This window comes from Altererythrobacter sp., assembly GCF_050299635.1.
Taxonomy (GTDB): domain Bacteria; phylum Pseudomonadota; class Alphaproteobacteria; order Sphingomonadales; family Sphingomonadaceae; genus Erythrobacter.
Genome location: NZ_JBNKWF010000005.1, coordinates 1 through 19380 on the forward strand (window position 1 = coordinate 1; position 19380 = coordinate 19380).

The following is a 19380-nucleotide window of genomic DNA, read 5'->3' on the forward strand; positions in this document are numbered from 1 at the left end:
GTGCCGTCATCGCCGGTGATGCCGTCGCCGGTGATGTCCTCATACTTGGTGCCCGAGATGTCGTAGAGCTCGAAATTGGCGAAATCGAGCCCGGACTGGTCGGCGCCCGAGGTGCCGGTGATGCCGTAGCCAGCCTGGCCGACGGTCTGGACATAGCCACCCGGCAGGACCTCGTAGACGGTCTTGCCGGCATGGGAGGCGTCGAGATCGGTGAAGGACCAGTTGCCCGAGGCATCGGTGGTGGTGGTCAGGTCGTCGCCGGTCAGCGTGCCGGTATCGTCCATGTCGATGAAGATGGTGACGCCCGAGAGCGTGCCGTCATCGCCGGTGATGCCGTCGCCGGTGATGTCCTCATACTTGGTGCCCGAGATGTCGTAGAGCTCGAAATTACCAAAGTTGAGCTGTTCGGTGGTTTCGAAATCGCCCTGCGGTAAATCGACGAGATCCTTGTCGATCGTTACATAGGTTGTGGCGTCGAGGGTTCCGTCACCATCATAAGTATTGATCCAGTCACCAAGGTCGGTCGATCCCGGTGCGCTGACTTCGGTAATCGTGATCGTATAGTCATGGTTGTTGCCGACTACGGGAATGAAGTACTGGCCGTTTGCATCGGTTATTGCGTCGCCGGAATGCGTAATGACATTCTGGCCATTGCCGGTGGTATATTCGTAATGGAACTTCCAGCCTTCGAGCGCTTGCTCGCCAGTGTCCCAGATGCCGTCGCCGTCAACGTCATCCCATTTGTACCCGCTGATGAAGCTTTCACCGAGCGTTTTTGAAACGGACCATTCCTCGAAACCGTCATTCGAAGTGTAGGTGCCATAGACGGAAGTAGGATCATCGTCGGATTCGTCGTTACTTGCGAATTGCGAGTCGTCGAGCGCCGACAGCCCGTCGGAAGAATCCAATACGTCTGCCGCGCCGAATTCAGAGTAGAGCGTGACATTGGTGGTTTCTGGATCGGCACCACCGAAGTTCGAAACCGGCACATAGAAGAACATGTCCGATTTGCCGCTGCCAGCCTGGAGCGAATAATCGAGCAGAACACTATTGTCAGTGTTCTGGTTGTTGTCGCCATCGCTATTGGTGTTGAAAATGTCGTAGTCCAGATCATAGACCAGAGTGGCGTTCAGATCGAACCATCCACCGACATCGTCAATCTCGCCATTTGCGTCACCGTCTGTGACGTCGCTCTTGTACAGCTTGATCGCGTCAAGCGAGAGTAGCGGGCTGGAGTTGAGCTGGTTGATATCGAGCCTGAACTCGTAATAGTCCACACCGTCTATCGTGACGACTGGAACGTCGGCAAGCGAGAGCGTGGTGGTGAAACTGGGTGACGTGTTCTCTTCATAGGAGAGCGGTCGAAAATCGGTGTTGTAGCCGTTTTCAAAACCTGGGGTATCGTCGTTGCCGCCGTCTTGAACGCGAACAAACGCCTGGATGAGCCCGGTGCCGGACGATGATGTCGGCTGCTCCGAGAAGAACAGCGCACCATTTATCAGCGCTTCGCTGCCGGTGATCGTCGTAATGTCGTAATAGATTACGTCGTCGTCGTCTTGAAAAGAGGATTGATCCAGGTCCAGTGCCATTTCCAGCCTCCAAATACGCCTGGCAGGGGGTGCCAGTTGAATTGCATCGGCGACCGGTGACGGAATCGGATTCCGTTCTGTTCTAGATCGTTCAAATCGAGTGCTGAAGCTGGTTGGATAATGGGCCAGCTCTTGTGCCATGGGCTGCGGTTGAATCCGCAATTTCCCAGGAAGGCACTCGGTAAGGCGGCCCAAGTTAATGTTATTGACGAAGCGGCACTAAGTCAGCCGCAAACGCGACTCGCGGAATCAGCGAGTTAGCTAAATGTTAACCTTAACCCACTGCGAGTCAACAATTTGAATTGAAAACCTGCGTCAATGGGACGCAGGCCGGAAGAAGATCGATATTCTGACAGCCGGTTTGCATCCCCATTTATTGGACGAGCGGGTTTGATGCTCGTGGATCTCTTCGATCGGGTTCAGGCACACTGGATTGTATCGATTGCAACCTTATTGGCGATGTCCTAGGCCGCGGTCGATCACAGGAGATCGTCATGCTTGTCGGTGTGCCAAGAGAGATCAAACCCAGCGAATTCCGCGTCGGACTAACGCCCGAGGCCGTGCGCGAATATTGCGCGGCGGGGCACCAGGTCATCGTCGAAACCAAGGCCGGTGAAGGGATTGCGAAGTCCGACGATATATATCGCAAGGCCGGGGCCGAAATTGCGGAGAGCGCTGAGGAAGTCTTTGCTCGGGCCGACATGATCGTGAAGGTCAAGGAGCCGCAGCCCAACGAGTGGGTGCAATTGCGCGAAGGCCAGATCCTCTACACCTATCTTCACCTTGCCCCCGATCCCGACCAGGCACGCGGGCTGATGAAATCGGGTGTTTCCGCCGTGGCCTATGAAACGGTCACGTCGCCTGGCGGTGGCTTGCCGCTGCTCGCACCGATGAGCGAGGTCGCGGGACGGCTCTCGATCGAAGCTGGAGGCATGGCGCTGAGGGCAATCAATGGTGGACGCGGCACATTGATTGGCGGTGTGCCGGGAGTGCTTCCCGCCAAAGTCGTTATTCTGGGCGGCGGCGTGGTCGGCACACAGGCTGCGCGCATGGCCGTCGGACTGGGTGCCAATGTCGAGATTTTCGACAAGTCACTGCCGCGACTGCGCCAGCTTGACGAGATGTTTCAGGGCCGCGTCACAAATCGCTACTCGACCATGGCGACGATCGAGGATGCAATTGGCGAAGCCGATGTGGTGATAGGCGCGGTGCTGATCCCGGGTGCTGCCACGCCGCATCTCGTTACTCGCGAAATGCTGGGGCTGATGAAGTGGCGCGCCGTGCTGGTCGATGTGGCAATCGACCAGGGCGGTTGTTTCGAGACCTCGAAACCGACGACGCATGAAGATCCGACCTACCAGGTCGACGGAATCATTCATTATTGCGTCGCCAATATGCCCGGCGCAGTCCCGCTAACATCCAGCTATGCGCTCAACAATGCGACGCTGCCGTATGGGCTGGCACTGGCCGACCGCGGGATCAAGGCCTGCGAAGACAACCCGCACCTGATGAACGGGCTCAATGTTCACATGGGCAAGATCGTGAATGCAGCGGTGAAGGATAGCCTGGGCTTCTAACAGGCATTAGTAATCGGCATTAGCCAGTCTTGATATGGTCTCGCTCTTGACCTTTCGGCATTCGTTATGTCTTGCACACTGTTCTTGCGAGACATGAGGAGAGCCCCCGATGAAGACCCGTGCCGCCGTAGCATTTGAAGCCAAGAAGCCGCTTGAGATCGTCGAGGTTGACCTCGAAGGACCTAAGGAAGGCGAAGTTCTGGTCGAGATCATGGCGACCGGCATCTGCCACACCGATGCCTATACGCTGGACGGATTCGACAGCGAAGGCATATTCCCAAGTATCCTGGGCCATGAAGGCGCAGGGATCGTGCGCGAAGTGGGGCCGGGCGTAACCAGCGTGAAGCCGGACGATCACGTTATCCCGCTCTACACGCCGGAGTGCCGCCAGTGTAAGTCCTGCCTCAGCGGCAAGACCAATCTGTGCACCGCGATCCGTGCGACGCAGGGCCAGGGCCTGATGCCCGACGGTACGAGCCGCTTTAGCTACAAGGGCGAGACGATCTTTCACTATATGGGCTGCTCGACCTTCTCGAACTTCACGGTGCTGCCTGAAATCGCGGTCGCCAAGATTCGCGAAGACGCACCGTTCCAGACGAGCTGCTATATCGGTTGCGGTGTAACCACGGGCGTGGGTGCGGTGACCAACACCGCCAAGGTGCAGGTTGGCGACAACGTCGTCGTGTTCGGCCTTGGCGGGATCGGCCTGAACGTGATCCAGGGCGCGCGTCTCGCTGGTGCCGGAATGATTATCGGTATCGACATCAATGGCGACCGCGAGGAATGGGGTCGCAAATTCGGAATGACCCACTTCCTCAACACCAAGGGAATGAGCCGCGACGAGGTGGTGGCCAAGGTTGTCGAAATGACCGATGGCGGGGCCGACTACACCTTCGACGCCACCGGCAATACCGAAGTGATGCGCACCGCGCTGGAGGCCTGCCACCGCGGGTGGGGTACCTCGATCATCATCGGTGTGGCCGAGGCTGGCAAGGAAATCGCCACCCGCCCGTTCCAACTCGTAACGGGGCGCAATTGGCGCGGCACGGCTTTCGGTGGCGCGAAGGGCCGCACCGATGTTCCAAAGATCGTCGATTGGTACATGAATGGAAAAATCCAGATTGATCCGATGATTACGCATGTTCTCACCCTTGAAGAAATCAACAAGGGTTTCGACCTGATGCATGCGGGCGAGAGCATCCGCAGCGTCGTGGTCTATTGATCCAGTTGGCAGAGAGAGGAATTACAGAATGTACACGCATGTGATGGTTGGCGCGAACAACCCCGAGGCATCGATCAAATTCTACGATGCGACCTTTGGCGCTCTTGGCGTCCAGGGGCACAATATGGGCGAGCGCGCATTTTACCAGAGCGCTGCAGGCCAGGCATTCGGCGTCGGTGCACCCGCAAATGGTGAGGCGGCTACCTATGCCAATGGCGGCACGATCGGCTTTGCTGCGCAGAACAAGGAACAGGTCGATGCCTGGCACGCTGCCGGCCTCGCCAATGGCGGCGCTGATGAGGGCGCACCGGGCAAGCGTCCGCAGGCTCCCGGCAATGCCTATGGCGCCTATCTGCGCGATCCGGATGGCAACAAGGTCTGCGCTTTCTGCCAACTGCCCGAAGGGGAGTAAGGCCACGGCAAGGCAAAGGGGTGGTTCGATCCGGCTGAATGCGGCCGAACCACCCTAATTGCTAGCGCGCGGATCGGACGAAGGGAGGTAAGTCATGTTTACGCATGTTCACCTTGGAAGTAGCGACGTCGGACGATCCAAAGCGTTCTACGATGCGCTGTTCGATGCATTGGGCGGAGCGCGAAGCTGGAAAGACAGTGAGCGCAACCGGTGGTTCTGGCAGCGCGGCGAAACCTTCCTTGTGGTCGGTGAACCACTCGACCACGAAGCCCCTCATCCGGGCAATGGCGTAACCATCGGCTTCTCGGTCGACAGCCCGGAACAAGGCGATGCCTGGCATGCGGCTGGTATCGCCAATGGCGGCACCTCATGCGAGGACCCGCCAGGCATTCGCAGCCACAGCGCGGAAGGCGGCATCTACCTGGCGTACCTGCGCGATCCGGATGGGAACAAGCTTTGCGCACTCAAGTTTATGGGGCCGTTGGCGGTTTGATGCAAAGAGGCGAATCCGGATTGCTGGCCGACCTCGCTGCGCATGGCATTGCCCATGAGATCCACGAGCACGAGGCCGTGTTTACGGTCGAGGAAAGCCGCGGGATCAAGGATAGCCTGCCGGGCGAGCATACGAAGAATCTGTTTCTCAAGGACGCCAAGGGCGCCTTCTGGCTGCTGACAGTTCCAGCTGAAGCTCAAGTCGATCTCAAGGCTTTGCCGCAAGCTATCGGCTGCAAGCGCGTCAGCTTCGGCAAGGCTGAAGACATGGAATGCTTGCTGGGTATTGCGCCTGGATCGGTCACGCCGCTGGCAATGATCAATGCAGAGCCGGGCAGCATTACAGTGGTGCTCGACGAACGGCTCGCTGCAGCCGATCGCATCAATGTGCATCCGCTACGCAATACGGCGACGGTTGGGCTTTCCGGGGCCGATACGCTCAAACTGTTGCAGCATTGGGGCCATGAGCCGCTTGTCGCACTCATACCAGTCAGGGAAGAATGATGACGCTCGAAACTGTAAGCGAAAACAAGGCCCATGGCGGTGTGCAGGGCGTGTACACTCACAAGTCCGCCGAGACCGGGACGGATATGACGTTCTCCGTCTTCGTGCCTCCGCATGAACCGGGCGCGAAGCTGCCGGTACTGTGGTATCTTTCCGGGCTAACCTGCACCCACGCCAATGTCACCGAGAAGGGCGAGTTCCGCGCCGCTTGCGCTGAGCATGGCATGATCTTCGTCGCACCCGATACTTCGCCGCGTGGCGACGATGTGCCTGACAGCGCAGAAGAATATGACTTCGGCAAGGGTGCGGGTTTTTATGTCAATGCGACGCAGCAGCCCTGGTCGAAACACTATCGCATGCGGAGCTATATCGAGAGCGAATTGCCTGAGGTGATAGTTGCGAGTTTCCCTGCCGATCTGGAGCGACAAGGCATTACCGGCCATTCGATGGGCGGACATGGTGCGCTGACCATCGCGCTGCGCAATCCGGGCCGGTACAAATCGGTTAGTGCCTTCGCGCCGATTGTTGCGCCTTCGCAGGTGCCGTGGGGCGAGAAGGCACTTGGCCGTTATCTGGGCGATGACCGCGCGGCCTGGCGCGAATATGATGCCTGCGCCCTGATCGAGGATGGTGCGCGCGTGCCTGAACTGTTGGTGGATCAGGGCACGGCCGACAACTTCCTCGAAGAGCAGCTACAGACGCACCGGCTTGCGCAGGCTTGCGAAGCCGCCGGGATCGACGCCACGATCCGAATGCAGGATGGCTACGACCATTCCTATTACTTCATCTCGACCTTTATGGCCGAGCATGTCGCCTGGCATGCCGCGCGGTTGACTTAGGCCTGCTTAGACCTTCACCACCGTCTGCTCGATCGCACCGAAGATCGAGTGGTTGTGTTCGTCGCGCATCTCGATTCGCACCGTGTCGCCCGGTTGCATGAAGCGTGTCGAGGGCTGGCCGTCACGGATCGTCTCGATCATACGAATTTCAGCGATGCAGCTATAGCCCAGGCCACCTTCGCTGACGGGTTTGCCCGCGCCGCCATCTTCGCCCTTGTTGGAGATCGTGCCGGTGCCGATCACGGTTCCGGCGCAGAGCTTGCGGGTCTTGGCCGCATGGGCGACGAGTTGGGCCAGATTGAAGGTCGCGTCGACCCCGGCATTGGCGCGACCGAATGCCTCGCCATTGTAGTCGACCATTAGCGGTAGGTGAATCAGGCTTTCGGCCCAGGCATCGCCCAACTCGTCGGGCGTGATGCACACGGGCGAGAAGGCACTGGCAGGCTTGGACTGGAAGAAGCCGAAGCCCTTGGCCAGTTCGCCGGGGATCAGGCCGCGCAGCGACACGTCGTTGACCAGCATCAACAGTTTGATGTGTCCGGCCGCGTCATCGACTGAGACGCCCATCGGCACGTCGCCCGTGATCGCCGCCACTTCGCCTTCCATGTCGCAGCCCCAGGCCACATCGCCCAGCGGAATATCTTCGCGCGGAGCCAGGAAGGCGTCGCTTCCCCCCTGATACATCAGCGGATCGTGATAGAAACTTTCGGGCACAGCGGCACCGCGCGCCTGCCGAACCAGCTCGACATGATTGATATAGGCGCTGCCGTCGGCCCATTGATAGGCGCGGGGAAGGGGGGAAAGCGCCTCGCGCTCATGGAAGCGTTCGCAAGGAACCGCTTCATGCTCGACATCAAGAGCCAGCACTTCGAGCTTGGGCGCAATCCTGTCCCAATCGTCGAGCGCTGCCTGCAAGGTGGGCGCGATGTTCTCGGCGGCGCAATAGCGCGTCAGGTCCTTCGAGACGACGACGAGTTTTCCGTCACGGGTGCCGTCATTGAGTGTGGCAAGTTTCATTGGGACCTCTCGGGATTGTCAGGCTGGTTGTCGGGATGCGCGCGCTGGAATGCGGGCAGGGCAAGGCATGCCTGTTCTATGCGCGTGATGTGAGGCTTGTTGCTGAAATCGAACTGGAAACGCTGCGCATTATAGACCTGCGGCAGGAGCACCACTTCAAAAAATCCGGGGGCGTCGAACAGGAAATCGCCTGTGCCGAGCTGAGTGAGCCGCGCCTCGAGCGGGTCGAGCGTGCGAGCAAGCCAGTGGCGATACCAGGTGCTGATCTCGTCCTGCGAATGGCCGAGCGGGTCCTTGAGATACTTCAGAACAGGCAGGTTGAGCGGCGCGTGCAGTTCGGTCGCTATGGCATAGGCCAGCTCGCGCGCGGTGTACCGATCCTCAACGTCGCGCGGCAGCAGCGAGCGGTCGGGATAAGCCTCGTCCAGCCATTCGAGCTGTGCCATCGATTGTGCGCGGTCGCGTCCGTCCGCTTCCAGCATCGGTACGCTGCCGAAGGGGTTGCGGCTGGTGAAGGCTTCGCCCTTCTGTTCCGAAGTCAGCAGGTTCACAGGGATATATTCGTAGTCGATGCCCTTCAGCTCCAACGCGATGCGCAGGCGGTAGCTTGTGGAGCTGCGATAATAGCCATAGAGTTTCATCTGAACATCGCCCTGGCGGAGTTAGTTTCTGCTGTAACTATATTGCTATCCCTGTGGCAGGCTTGGTGCGATCCCGCAAGCCGTCAAGTCGCCGGGCGATTGGCGAGTAAATCGTCAACCACCGATGGATCGGCCAGCGTTGAAGTGTCCCCCAGATTGCCGGTGTCGTTCTCCGCGATCTTGCGCAGAATGCGGCGCATGATCTTGCCGCTGCGCGTCTTGGGAAGGCCGGGCGCGAACTGCACAACATCGGGTGTGGCAATCGGCCCGATTTCCTTGCGCACCCACTGCACCAATTCCTTGCGCAGGTCGTCGCTGTCTTCCACGCCTTCCATCGTGGTGACATAGGCATAGATGCCCTGGCCCTTAACATCATGGGGCATGCCGACCACGGCGGCTTCCGCCACCTTCTCATGCTCCACCAGCGCGCTTTCGACTTCAGCCGTGCCCATGCGGTGACCGGAGACGTTGATGACGTCGTCGATCCTGCCCGTAATCCAGTAATAGCCGTCCTCGTCTCGGCGGCATCCGTCGCCGGTGAAGTAGTATCCGGGGTACTGGCTGAAATAGGTCTGGAAGAAGCGTTCATGGTCGCCATAGACGGTGCGCATCTGGCCCGGCCAGCTATCGGTGATGACCAGCGCGCCTTCGGTGGCACCCTCCAGCACCGTGCCATCGGCGGCGTCGAGCACAGCGGGATTCACGCCGAACATGGGCTTGCTTGCACTGCCGGGCTTGAGGTCTGTCGCGCCGGGAAGGGGGGAGATCATCGCGCCGCCTGTCTCGGTTTGCCACCAGGTATCAACGATCGGGCAACGCCGCTCGCCAACCACACGGTGGTACCAGTCCCAGGCTTCGGGATTGATCGGCTCACCAACAGAACCGAGAAGTTTTAGCGACTTGCGGCTGGTTCTTGTCACGAAGTCATCGCCTTCACGCATCAGAGCGCGCAGCGCCGTGGGTGCAGCATAGAAGATTTCGACATCGTATTTGTCGATTACCTGCCAGAAGCGCGAATGGTCCGGGTAGTTTGGCACGCCTTCGAACATCACGGTCGTCGCGCCGTTCATAAGCGGAGCATAGACGACATAGGAATGGCCGGTCACCCAGCCGACATCGGCGGCGCACCAGTAGATCTGGCCGGGGCGGTAATCGAACACATATTCATGCGTCATGCTGACCCACACGGCATAGCCTCCGCTGGTATGCAGCACGCCCTTGGGCTTGCCGGTCGAGCCCGAGGTGTAGAGGATGAAAAGCGGATCTTCTGCGTCCATCTCCTCTGGCACGCACTCTGCCGAAACACCGGACACGGCATCGGCCCAGGTCACGTCGCGGCCTTCCTTCATCGGCACGTCGGCGCCGGTACGCTCCAGCACAATGACATTGTCGACCGGCACCTTCTCCAGCGCGGCATCGACATTGGCCTTGAGAGGGATCGGCTTGCTACCGCGCAGCCCTTCGTCTGCGGTCACGACGATATTCGACTGGCAATCCTCGATCCTCCCGGCGAGCGCATCGGGAGAGAAGCCTGCGAAGACGACTGAATGCACCGCACCGATCCGAGCGCAAGCGAGCATCGCGATCGCAGCCTCGGGCACCATTGGCAGGTAGAGCGTGACCCGGTCACCCTTTGCCACGCCGCGGGTCTTCAGCGCATTGGCGAATTTGCATACTTCGGCATGAAGTTCGCGGTAGGTGAGCTTGCGCGCCGTGTCAGCGGGATCGTCAGGTTCCCAGATGATCGCAATTTCTTCGCCCCGCTCGGCCAGATGTCGGTCGAGGCAATTGGCGGCAATATTGAGCTTGCCGCCCGTGAACCAGCGGATGTGAAAGTCTTCTTCGTTGAAGGACGTGTCTTTCACTGTGTCGAAAGGAGCGATCCAGTCGATCCGTTCGGATTGCGTGCGCCAGAAGGTATCGGGATCCTCGACCGATTGGCGATACATCTCCCGATATTTCGCATCGTCGATTTTGGCTGACTTCGCCCATTCATCCGGAACCCGAAAAACGGCGTCACTCATTCGCTAATTCTCCCTTCGATTGGGGTACAGCGTTAGGGCATGGCGGCGCGCGATGGAAGCGCGATTGCCAATGCAATTCAATGCAGGTGCAAGGCCTCGTTGAGCGCTGCGATCATTTCGTTGGGCGGGCATGGCTTGCTTAGCGTTTTGGCGCCGGGAAACCGCTTCCACACTTCATCCCGCGTGAAATGGCAGGAGTGGAAGATTATCGGTACGTCCTGTTCGGCAAGCTGGCGGGCGAGGGGAAAAACCACGCCGTCGCTCAATTGGACATCAAGGATCGCGAGGTCTGGCCTCCGCTTGTGGAAAGCCTGCATGGCAGAGGAAACCTCGCCGTGCGGCCCCTCCACGATGAATCCTGCTTCTGTGACGGTTTCGCACAGGTCCATGGCGACGATACACTCGTCTTCCGCGACCAAAATCCTGAGGCTTGGCATGGCGGCTCCCCCGCATTGTGATATGCGAAGACTCCTAACGTGAATTGGGCGCCGAAGTTCCCACCACTGCGACGCCAAGCCGGGCCTGTTCAGCCTTCGCGGCCGAACTCGCTGACAAATCCCGCTTCGTCTCCAGCTGCGAGCAGTTTCGCCTGCGCAACCCAATTGTCACGCCGGATGCGGCCCTGGAACCGGTCGAGTCTTGCGTCGATACGGTCGATCTCCGCATCGTCCCAAGCGGCGATCTGTTCAAATCGCGTCACGCCCATCTCACCGAGCTTGGCTGCAATTTTTGGTCCTAGCCCCTTGATCCGGGTCAGCTCGTCGCCCCCGGTTGGGGATCCCTGTGAGGTCGGATCGGTGGCTGGAGTGGCCGTTCCGCCAGGCGCATCGATCAATGCCTGATTGCGCTGCGCACGTTCGGCGCCTTCATCGAGCACGTCCTTGCGCTCGCTAACAACAGAGGTGCGCCGGTTGGCCATGAATGCGAACCACGCTACCGCCAGGCCGATGGCGAAGGCGATCAGGAGATAGGGCCAATAGGTCTGGATCAGTTCTGGCATCGAAAAACTACTCCTCGGAAGGGCTGCCGCGCCCCCATAAAAGCCATCCCAGCCCGAGCCCCAATACATAGGCACCGAGCGCAATTGCGAGAACTTCTGACCAGATCGGCATGATCTACCTCGGCCCAGGCGTGTCGACGGGGGTGGGTTGGACCGGTGTCGTTGCCACCACGGAAAATTCGATCCGGCGATTGGCGGGATCTTCGGGCGCGAGGCCATCGATCGGCAGTTGCGAGCCGACACCGCGTGCACGAAGCCCGTCGGCCGGGATGCCTCGGCGCATCAACGCATTCTGGACAGCGAAAGCGCGCTGCCGCGAAAGAGCGAGATTGCCCGGTTCGGGGCCTGAGGCGTCGGTGTGCCCGGTGATTGCGATAATACTGCCGAGACAGGGCCTGAGCGCGGCTGCGACTTCGTCAAGCAGCGGCTGGCTGGCTAGATCCAGGTTGCTCGATGATTCTTCGAAGCGGATCGATCGCGCATTGAGCAAGGCATTCACATCGTCCTGACAATGAAGTGGCGAGAACGTTGTGTCCCCTGCATCGGCCAGCAGCGTTCCGTCAGCCCAGTTGATCCCGCCAATTCCGGGAACTGCCGCGACCGCCTTGGCCACGCGATCGCGCGTATTTGTGTCGAGGTTTTCTCCGCCCGACAGCGTCGGGTGGCGCGTTGGCCAGCCCATCCGGTTGGTGAAACGGGCGCTGACATTTCTTCCGCCAGCCTTTGCGATGGCGGTGGCGGCACGTTCATTCAGGGTTTCGGCGAAATTGGTGTCGGCGGTGCGCGCACCACCGATCGCCACGGCGCAAGTGGCAAGGGCTCCGGCAAGCATTGCGGTTTTGGGGCCAATGGGCATGGCCGTGCCCTTAGCCAGAGCACGGCCATCAGAAAAGGGGGGCTTTCGTGAAGGCGCAAGCTCAGCCGCCGCTGCGCTCACCATTCATCGAGCGTGCAACGTCGTTCAGCCGCAGAAACTCCTGCCGCCAATAGTCGCTTTGCGTTCCGGCCAGCCGATCGACATCGTCAAAGCTGAAATCCATCATCAGTTCGTCGCCGCGCAGCAATTGGCCAAAGGCGGCTACCGAAGCAGCAAAGGCAAAGTCGCCGCGTGGATATCTTGCGTTCTTCAGTGCGCTATGCGGCACAACATAGTCGATCAGCTTCGATTTCGAGCCATTCGGCAATTTATAGCGCAGCTTGACATGTGCGGCCTCGGCCATCTGGTTCTTGGCGGCAGCGGGGGGCGCGTCTTCGTAGCGGCGAGGGGCGATCCATCCCTTGGTTCCCGCTGGCACGATTTCGTAGATTGCAGTGACCTGGTGACCGGCACCGATATCGCCCGCATCGACCTTGTCATTGTCGAAATCCTCTTCGCGCAGGGCGCGGTTCTCATAGCCGACCAGACGATATTGGCTGACGACGGCTGGATTGAATTCGACCTGGATCTTCACATCCTTGGCGATGGTGAAGAGGGTCGAACTCATTTCGTCGCCCAGCACCTTCTTGGCTTCCAGCGCGCTGTCGATATAGGCGTAGTTGCCGTTCCCGTGATCGGCGATCTGCTCCATCATCGCTTCATTGTAGTTGCCGGTGCCGAAGCCGAGCGTGGTTAGCGTGATGCCGCTATCGCGCTTCTGTTCGATCATTTCGACCAACGCATCACGGTCCGAAACGCCGACATTGAAATCGCCATCGGTTGCCAGCAGCACGCGATTGACGCCGCCCTTGATGAAATTATCCTCGGCGATGTTGTAGGCGAGTTGGAGCCCTGCACCGCCCGCGGTCGATCCGCCTGCCTCCAGCCTGTTCAGTGCGGCGCGGATCTTGCGGGTGTCGCTGGTTGGTTCGAGGACCAGCCCGGCAGCACCGGCATAGACCACTATCGATACCTTGTCCTGGGAACCAAGCTCGCCGGCGAGGCCCGATAGCGCAGTTTTGACCAGCGGCAGCTTGTCAGGACTGTTCATCGAGCCCGACACATCCATCAGGAAGACGAGGTTCGCTGGTGGGCGTTCGCTGCGCGGAATGTCATAGCCGCGCAGGCCGATCCGCATCAGATAGGTGTTTTCGTTCCAAGGTGTCCTGGCGACACCGGTGGTGACGGTGAAGGGTTGCGAACGATCCTGAGGTGCGAGGTAGTTGTAGCGGAAATAATTGATCATTTCCTCTGTCCGCACGGCGTCACGCGGTGGCAGTTGCCCCTGCGTCAGGAAGCGGCGGGCATTGGCATAGGCGCCGGTATCAACATCGACCGAGAAGGTCGAAACGGGTTCTGTCTGAACCATTTTGACGGGCGATACCTGCTCGCCATCATATCGCTCGCGGTTGGGCTCGCCGGGCACGATAACTGGTGGAACGAAACCGTATCGTGCCGAAGCCAAATCCGCGCTCTCCGCCATCACCATCGACGGCGTGGCAGGCGGAGGCGGGGCGACGTCCATCTGCGCGACTCTTTCTTTGGCCGGGCTTCCCGTCACGACAATTTCTTCGGACTCCTGAGTTGCACATGCCGTGAGCAATAGCGCGTGCATCGTGACGACGGTTCCGCCGACCAGGATCTTGCGACTTGTGGGTGTGGCTGTGGTGCTGAAGTTGGGCATGATCTGGCCTCCTCTCCCGGCTAGGATAGCACAAAAATGTAATGTTATTACATCTTATATAGTTGCCGCGGGACCGGAGAGGGTGGGGGTCAAATTGGGCCAGCCCCGCGACGAGCTACAGAATTGTCATTTTCGGTGAATGGCGACTGAACGTGTTGTACGTACGTCGAAATGTCAGGATCCGGGCATCTTGTCCTGTGTCTTCGTCCCGCCGATATTGCGGCGGAACAATACCCGGTCTTCGGGGCCGAATCCGCGATGCCAGATCACCCAGCCATAGGTTGCGAGGATCGCGGGAATGCCAAAGACCAGTTCCATCCATTCGGGAAGCTGGGTGGCAATGAAACCCACCGCCACAGCTGGCGCGGTGGCCCAGACGAGGGCCCAGCGCCAATTATTGACCGGTGCCTTGAGAATACGGCTGAGTAGCCATGCCTTGACCAGCGAGGCGGTTCCCAGCGCCAACATCAGTGCCACAGCGGCGCCCGCGGCCTTGAATGCTTCCGAATAGCCAAGTCGCTCGACCAGCATCATTGCGCCGATGGTGAGGGCAGCCTGTAGAGCGATGGTGCCAATGGAAATCGCAAGATTACGCTTGCGGGCGACATAGACCAGCGCGGCTTCGGACACCACAGCGGTCGCAGCGGCCACTTCGGCCATCAGCAGGAAAGCGAGCGCGCCCGTTCCTCCTACGAAATTGGGTCCGACCAAGCCCATCACACCTTCGCCGGGGACGCCTAGCGCCAAAGCGATCCCTGCCTGTGCCGCGATGATCCAGAAGCCGACCTGACGGACTTGGCGGGCGATCGCGTCGAAATTCTTTTCCTTGAGATTGCGCGTGATTACCGGCCCAAGGATGGGCTCGAAACTGGTCTTGAGCTTTTGCGGCAGGCTCGCGACTTGTTGTGCGACGTAATAGACGCCAACCGCTGCGGGCGCTGCGAAGAAGCCCAGGATGAAGATGTCGAGCCGCCGCGTGCCCCATTCGATTGCGTCCGCCACCGCCAGTGGCAGTGCACGCGAGGTCAAGCGGTACATCCTCAGGAGGTCAGGTCGCCATTCCTTGGGTAGGCCATAGGTTCGAAGGAACGGCCATGCCGCTGCGACCAGCCCCGCGAAGATCGAAGCGATATAGGCGAGCGCAAGGCCGGAATCGCTCCAGCGCGAGTAGAAGAATACCCCGGCCATGATCGAGATCGTCCATGGCTCGATCACAGCGCGCGCCCTAACGGTGGTCGCGATGTCATAGCGATAGGCTTGCGCGGCGAGCAGGATCTCGGTCAGCGCATATCCTGGGATGGCAATGACCAATAGCTTGTCGAGCGGGCCATTCATTCCATTGGGGAACATCGGACCAGGTACGAACCAAAGGACGACGCCTGCGATGCAGGACAAAATTAGGGCCAACAGCAGCCCGTCGAACACAAGATTGGCCGGGAGTTCCTCGCCCTCTGTCAGTCTTTGCGCGAGGCCGCGCTTTTCGCCCATCGAGCAGACCAGCGCGAGCAGTTCGATCACAACCAGCGCCGAGGCAAAGCGGCCCAGCGCCTCTGCGCCGTATAGCCGACCGGCTATAAAGAGGAACGGCAGGCGCGCTGCCAGCCGAAGCAGGAAGCCGAAGAAATTTGTCCGTCCGCCCTTGGCAAGGGCAGCAATATCGCCTTGCTCGCTGCTGGGCGCTCCAGCCTGCGGCGCGGGGTCGCTCACGCAGTTGCCCCCTGTTCCGCACGTAGCGGGCGTGAGAGCAGGCTGGTTACGACCTGAGCGGGATCGGCACCTTCGAGGATTGCGTTGACCGCATCGGTGATCGGCATTGCAATATCCTTGTCACGCGCGAGAGCTTGCAGCACCGGCGCAGTGTGCGCCCCTTCGGCGACAGTCCTGCGGTCGGACATCAGGCTTTTTGCTTCACCCCCTTCGCCCAGCGCCTTGCCGAGCGAGAAGTTGCGGCTCGAAGTCGAGGAGCAGGTCAACACCAGATCGCCCAACCCGCACAATCCAGCCAGCGTCTCCGCCTTTGCACCCAGTGCATCGCCGAACCGCAGCATTTCGGCATAACCGCGCGCGATCAGGGCGGCGCGGGCGTTCTGGCCCAACCGCAAGCCTTCGACCACTCCGCAAGCGATCGCGAGCACGTTCTTGATCGATCCGCCGATCTCCGCCCCTGTAACATCGTCCGAATAATAGGGCCGGAATGCGGGCCGCGCGATGGCGGGCGCAATGCGCTCCCATTGCGCTTCACCGCCGCTGCAGGCGAGCGTTACGGCGGTTGGCAAGCCGGCCGCCACTTCATGCGCGAAGGTCGGGCCGGACAGGACCGCGACCTCGCTGTCAGGCTGCGCATCCTTTGCGACGTGGTTCATCAATCGTCCGCTGCCGGCTTCAATCCCCTTGCTGCAAAGCACGAGGTCGCGCGGCCCGGACGCAAGACCACGCAGGACAGAACCGAGATGCTGCGCCGGAGTGACGGCCAGAATGGTGTCGATTCCGGCGAAATCGGAGAGGTCCGACGTGGCACGTACCGGTTCCGCGAGTGTTGCCGATGGCAGAAAGAGGCTGTTGGTATGGCTGGCGTTGATCTCATCGGCCAGTTCCGGCTCGAGTGCCCAGATGAGGACATCGCGCCCGTCGCTCGCGAGCATTTGCGCCAGCGCCGTGCCCCATGCGCCTGCGCCGAGTACGCCGATCCGGCGTCCGTTTCTGTCAGCACTTGCGTGGCTCATGCCTTCACTCCTGCGCCGCGCACCGGCTCTGCATTCGGATCGAGCGGCCAGCGAGGCCGCGCCGCGAAATCCAGCGGGTCGAAATGCCCAAGCGGCAAGCGCTCGATTCCGGCCCATGCGATCATCGCCGCATTGTCAGTGCATAGCGCCAGTGGCGGGGCAGTGAAGCCCATTCCGTGATTGCCAGCGAGTTCTTCGAGTGCGCTTCGCACCGCCAGATTGGCGGCGACACCGCCCGCCACGACCAGTGTGGGGATGGAATCGATCTGGTCCAGCGCGTGCGAGAGCCGGTCCAACAGGCACTCAATAGCCGCCTGCTGGAAGCTCGCGGCAATATCGGCGTCTGTATGTTGTCCTGACTCTTTAGCCCGCAAGACCGCGCTTTTCAGTCCGGCAAAGGAGAAATGCGGTTCTTTCGAACCCATCAGCGGACGAGGAAGCGGCACCGCACCGGAATCGCCTTCGCGCGCCAGGCGCTCAACCGCTGGGCCGCCGGGAAAGCCGAGGCCCAATATCTTCGCTGTCTTGTCGAAGGCTTCACCCAGCGCGTCGTCTATGGTCGTGGCGAGGCGGCGATATCGCCCCACGCCTTGGACCAGCAGGATCTGGCAATGACCGCCGGAGACCAGCAACAGCAGATAGGGAAACTCCAGGGCAGGGTCCGCCAGACGCGGGCTCAGCGCATGGCCTTCCAGATGATTGATTGCCAGCAGCGGCGTGTCCGAGGCCATCGCCAAAGCCTTGGCGCTCACCAGTCCCACCATCACGCCGCCGATCAGGCCGGGGCCAGCCGTGGCTGCAATGGCATCGCATTCGTTCAGAGAGACGCCAGCATCGTTCAATACGGTCTCGATCATCGGCGCGAGCCGCTCTGCATGCGCGCGCGCCGCGATCTCGGGTACGACGCCGCCATAGGGCGCATGTTCCGCATCCTGCGAAGCGATCCGCTGCGCACGGATGACGCGGGTGCTGTCGACCAGCGCCACCGCTGTTTCGTCGCAACTGGATTCTATGCCCAAAACCAGGCTCATGGCGCTTCCCCTTAAGGCTTTGCATGGCTAGGGCAAGCGCATCCATGCCTGACACCGCAAAGTCCCAACCGTTTCTGCGCCTCGGTACGCGCCGCTCGCCGCTTGCGATGGCGCAGGCGCATGAGGCGCGCGCGCGGCTTTGCGCCGCCCACGGCTGGGACGAAAACCGTGTTGAACTTGTTCCCGTGTTGGCGAGCGGCGACAAGATTCAGGACCGTCCCCTCGCGGAAATTGGCGGCAAGGCGCTTTGGACCAAGGAACTCGACGAATGGCTTGGCGAAGGGCGAATCGATGCCGCCGTCCATTCGATGAAGGATGTCGAGACGATTCGGTCCCAGCATTTCACCATTGGCGCATTCCTGCCGCGCGCAGATGTCGCTGATGTGCTGGTGGGGGCGGGCAGTCTTGCAGAGATACCGCATGGCAGCCGGATCGGGACGAGCGCCCCGCGCCGCGCTGCGCAATTGCTCTACACAAGGCCCGATTGCGAGGTTGTGCCGATCCGCGGCAATGTTGCGACCCGTCTGGCCAAGATTCAGGCGGGTGAGGCGCAGGCGACATTCCTTGCGGCGGCGGGCCTCTCGCGGCTGGGCGAGGACAATGTCGGCATTAGGCTGGACGAAGACGACTGGCTTCCGGCTCCTGCGCAAGGGGCAATCGGGATCGAATGCCGCTCCGCTGACGAACGGGTGCGCGCATTGCTGGCAGCGATCGACCATGGCGCGACGCGTGAGGCGGTGCTGGCCGAGCGTGCGCTGCTCGCGCGGTTGAGCGGCGATTGTCACAGCCCGATTGCGATGCTTTCGACTTATGCAGGCGAGATACTCACTCTGCGCTGCGCGTTGTTCAGTCCCGACGGCACCGAGCGGATCGAGCGTAGCGGGCAAGGCCTCCCCGCCGATCATGCCTGGATCGTTGAGCTTGCAGACAAACTGCTCGCGGCGCTGACGCCTGGCATGAGGCCATATTTCGGGATCGATTCCGAGTGATGCAGATCGTCGCAATCCGCCCAGAACCGGGCCTTGCGACAACAATCGGCGCTGCTCGCGAATTGGGAATAGAGGTTACCGGATATCCTGTGTCGCGGATCGCGCCCTTGGACTGGACATTACCCGAGCTCGCCGGAATCGACGCACTGCTGATCGGTGGCGCAAACGCCCTGCGCTATGGTGGGCCGCAACTCCGTCACTTGCGCCATTTGCCTGTGCTGGCCGTTGGCAAGGCGACCGCCCAGGTTGCGGAATCGCAGGGATTTTCCGTGGAAAAGGTGGGTGAGGGCGGGCTGCAACATGTTGTGGATTCGCTCGGCACGCAGCCTCGCCACTTGTTACGGCTCGCCGGAGAAGCGCATGTGCCGCTCACACCTACGGCGAATATCACGATTGCCACCGAGATTGTCTATCGTGTGGAACACCTACCACTGCCGCAAGCTCTGCAGGAAAACCTTGCAGCTCAATGCCTTGTCCTTCTGCATTCGGCAGGTTCCGCCATGCATTTCGCCTGCGAATGCGACCGGCTAGGGCTCGACCGGGCCAGGATCTCACTTGCGGCACTGGGGCCACGCATACTTGCGGCGGCGGGTGAGGGCTGGCGTATGGCGAAATCGGCGCATCGTCCGGATGAAGCCGCATTGCTGGCCTTGACGAAGGACATGTGCCATTAACTTCTGAGCAATCGCGCGCCTGAATAGTGCGCATGTAGGGTCGCGG

19 protein-coding genes are annotated in these 19380 nt (G+C 60.5%); 8 read left to right on the plus strand and 11 right to left on the minus strand.

Annotated features, from left to right (window positions below):
* A partial coding sequence (locus ACQY6C_RS03505; protein ID WP_427964785.1) for a hypothetical protein occupies positions 1–1589 on the minus strand: 1589 nt, incomplete at its 3' end.
* A 494-nt stretch (positions 1590–2083) separates the two neighbouring features.
* Here ACQY6C_RS03505 and ald point away from each other — a divergent pair.
* The 6 genes from ald (at position 2084) to fghA (ending at position 6635) form a co-directional block, all read left to right on the plus strand.
* Complete coding sequence (gene ald / locus ACQY6C_RS03510; protein ID WP_427964788.1) at positions 2084–3166, plus strand: alanine dehydrogenase; 1083 nt, start codon at positions 2084–2086, stop codon at positions 3164–3166.
* A gap of 109 nt (positions 3167–3275) precedes the next feature.
* Complete coding sequence (locus ACQY6C_RS03515) at positions 3276–4388, plus strand: S-(hydroxymethyl)glutathione dehydrogenase/class III alcohol dehydrogenase (protein ID WP_427964790.1); 1113 nt, start codon at positions 3276–3278, stop codon at positions 4386–4388.
* A 28-nt stretch (positions 4389–4416) separates the two neighbouring features.
* Complete coding sequence (locus ACQY6C_RS03520) at positions 4417–4800, plus strand: VOC family protein (protein WP_427964793.1); 384 nt, start codon at positions 4417–4419, stop codon at positions 4798–4800.
* 94 nt (positions 4801–4894) lie between these two features.
* Positions 4895–5293 (plus strand): VOC family protein, encoded by a 399-nt coding sequence (locus tag ACQY6C_RS03525; RefSeq protein ID WP_427964795.1) that lies wholly within the window; start codon positions 4895–4897, stop codon positions 5291–5293.
* Entirely contained in the window at positions 5293–5796 is a 504-nt protein-coding gene (locus ACQY6C_RS03530; protein ID WP_427964798.1) for a prolyl-tRNA synthetase associated domain-containing protein, read from the plus strand. The genes ACQY6C_RS03525 and ACQY6C_RS03530 overlap by 1 nt, the downstream gene beginning before the upstream one ends.
* Positions 5796–6635: an S-formylglutathione hydrolase gene (gene fghA, locus ACQY6C_RS03535; RefSeq protein WP_427965197.1), complete on the plus strand. Its 840-nt coding sequence runs from the start codon at positions 5796–5798 to the stop codon at positions 6633–6635. Before ACQY6C_RS03530 ends, fghA begins: the two co-directional genes overlap by 1 nt.
* A 6-nt stretch (positions 6636–6641) precedes the next feature.
* On the opposite strand, the gene ACQY6C_RS03540 is transcribed toward fghA, so the two are convergent.
* From ACQY6C_RS03540 to tsaD, 10 genes are all read right to left on the minus strand, one after another.
* Positions 6642–7652, minus strand: a complete 1011-nt coding sequence (locus tag ACQY6C_RS03540; protein ID WP_427964800.1) for a fumarylacetoacetate hydrolase family protein — start codon at positions 7650–7652, stop codon at positions 6642–6644.
* The gene (maiA, locus tag ACQY6C_RS03545; RefSeq protein ID WP_427964803.1) at positions 7649–8293 is read right to left on the minus strand and encodes a maleylacetoacetate isomerase; all 645 of its coding nucleotides are present in this window, start codon (positions 8291–8293) and stop codon (positions 7649–7651) included. Before maiA ends, ACQY6C_RS03540 begins: the two co-directional genes overlap by 4 nt.
* Before the next feature lie 83 nt (positions 8294–8376).
* Positions 8377–10317, minus strand: coding sequence for an acetate--CoA ligase (acs, locus tag ACQY6C_RS03550; RefSeq protein ID WP_427964806.1), 1941 nt, complete (start codon positions 10315–10317; stop codon positions 8377–8379).
* A gap of 77 nt (positions 10318–10394) precedes the next feature.
* Positions 10395–10754: a response regulator gene (locus ACQY6C_RS03555; protein WP_427964809.1), complete on the minus strand. Its 360-nt coding sequence runs from the start codon at positions 10752–10754 to the stop codon at positions 10395–10397.
* An 89-nt stretch (positions 10755–10843) separates the two neighbouring features.
* Positions 10844–11317: a hypothetical protein gene (locus ACQY6C_RS03560; protein ID WP_427964812.1), complete on the minus strand. Its 474-nt coding sequence runs from the start codon at positions 11315–11317 to the stop codon at positions 10844–10846.
* Between the two features lie 115 nt (positions 11318–11432).
* Positions 11433–12173 (minus strand): OmpA family protein, encoded by a 741-nt coding sequence (locus ACQY6C_RS03565; protein WP_427964815.1) that lies wholly within the window; start codon positions 12171–12173, stop codon positions 11433–11435.
* 61 nt (positions 12174–12234) lie between these two features.
* Positions 12235–13917: a vWA domain-containing protein gene (locus tag ACQY6C_RS03570; RefSeq protein ID WP_427964817.1), complete on the minus strand. Its 1683-nt coding sequence runs from the start codon at positions 13915–13917 to the stop codon at positions 12235–12237.
* A gap of 174 nt (positions 13918–14091) precedes the next feature.
* Positions 14092–15624, minus strand: coding sequence for an oligosaccharide flippase family protein (locus ACQY6C_RS03575; RefSeq protein WP_427964820.1), 1533 nt, complete (start codon positions 15622–15624; stop codon positions 14092–14094).
* Positions 15621–16640: an NAD(P)H-dependent glycerol-3-phosphate dehydrogenase gene (locus ACQY6C_RS03580; RefSeq protein ID WP_427964823.1), complete on the minus strand. Its 1020-nt coding sequence runs from the start codon at positions 16638–16640 to the stop codon at positions 15621–15623. The genes ACQY6C_RS03575 and ACQY6C_RS03580 overlap by 4 nt, the downstream gene beginning before the upstream one ends.
* On the minus strand, positions 16637–17671 hold the full coding sequence (gene tsaD / locus ACQY6C_RS03585) for a tRNA (adenosine(37)-N6)-threonylcarbamoyltransferase complex transferase subunit TsaD (RefSeq protein ID WP_427964824.1): 1035 nt from the start codon (positions 17669–17671) through the stop codon (positions 16637–16639). The genes ACQY6C_RS03580 and tsaD overlap by 4 nt, the downstream gene beginning before the upstream one ends.
* A 44-nt stretch (positions 17672–17715) precedes the next feature.
* Between tsaD and hemC the strand changes: the two genes are divergently transcribed.
* Both hemC and ACQY6C_RS03595 read left to right on the plus strand, forming a co-directional pair.
* Complete coding sequence (gene hemC / locus ACQY6C_RS03590) at positions 17716–18660, plus strand: hydroxymethylbilane synthase (RefSeq protein ID WP_427964827.1); 945 nt, start codon at positions 17716–17718, stop codon at positions 18658–18660.
* A complete protein-coding gene (locus ACQY6C_RS03595; RefSeq protein ID WP_427964830.1) occupies positions 18660–19334 on the plus strand; it encodes a uroporphyrinogen-III synthase in 675 nt (224 codons plus the stop codon). The genes hemC and ACQY6C_RS03595 overlap by 1 nt, the downstream gene beginning before the upstream one ends.
* Positions 19335–19380 lie beyond the last annotated feature (46 nt).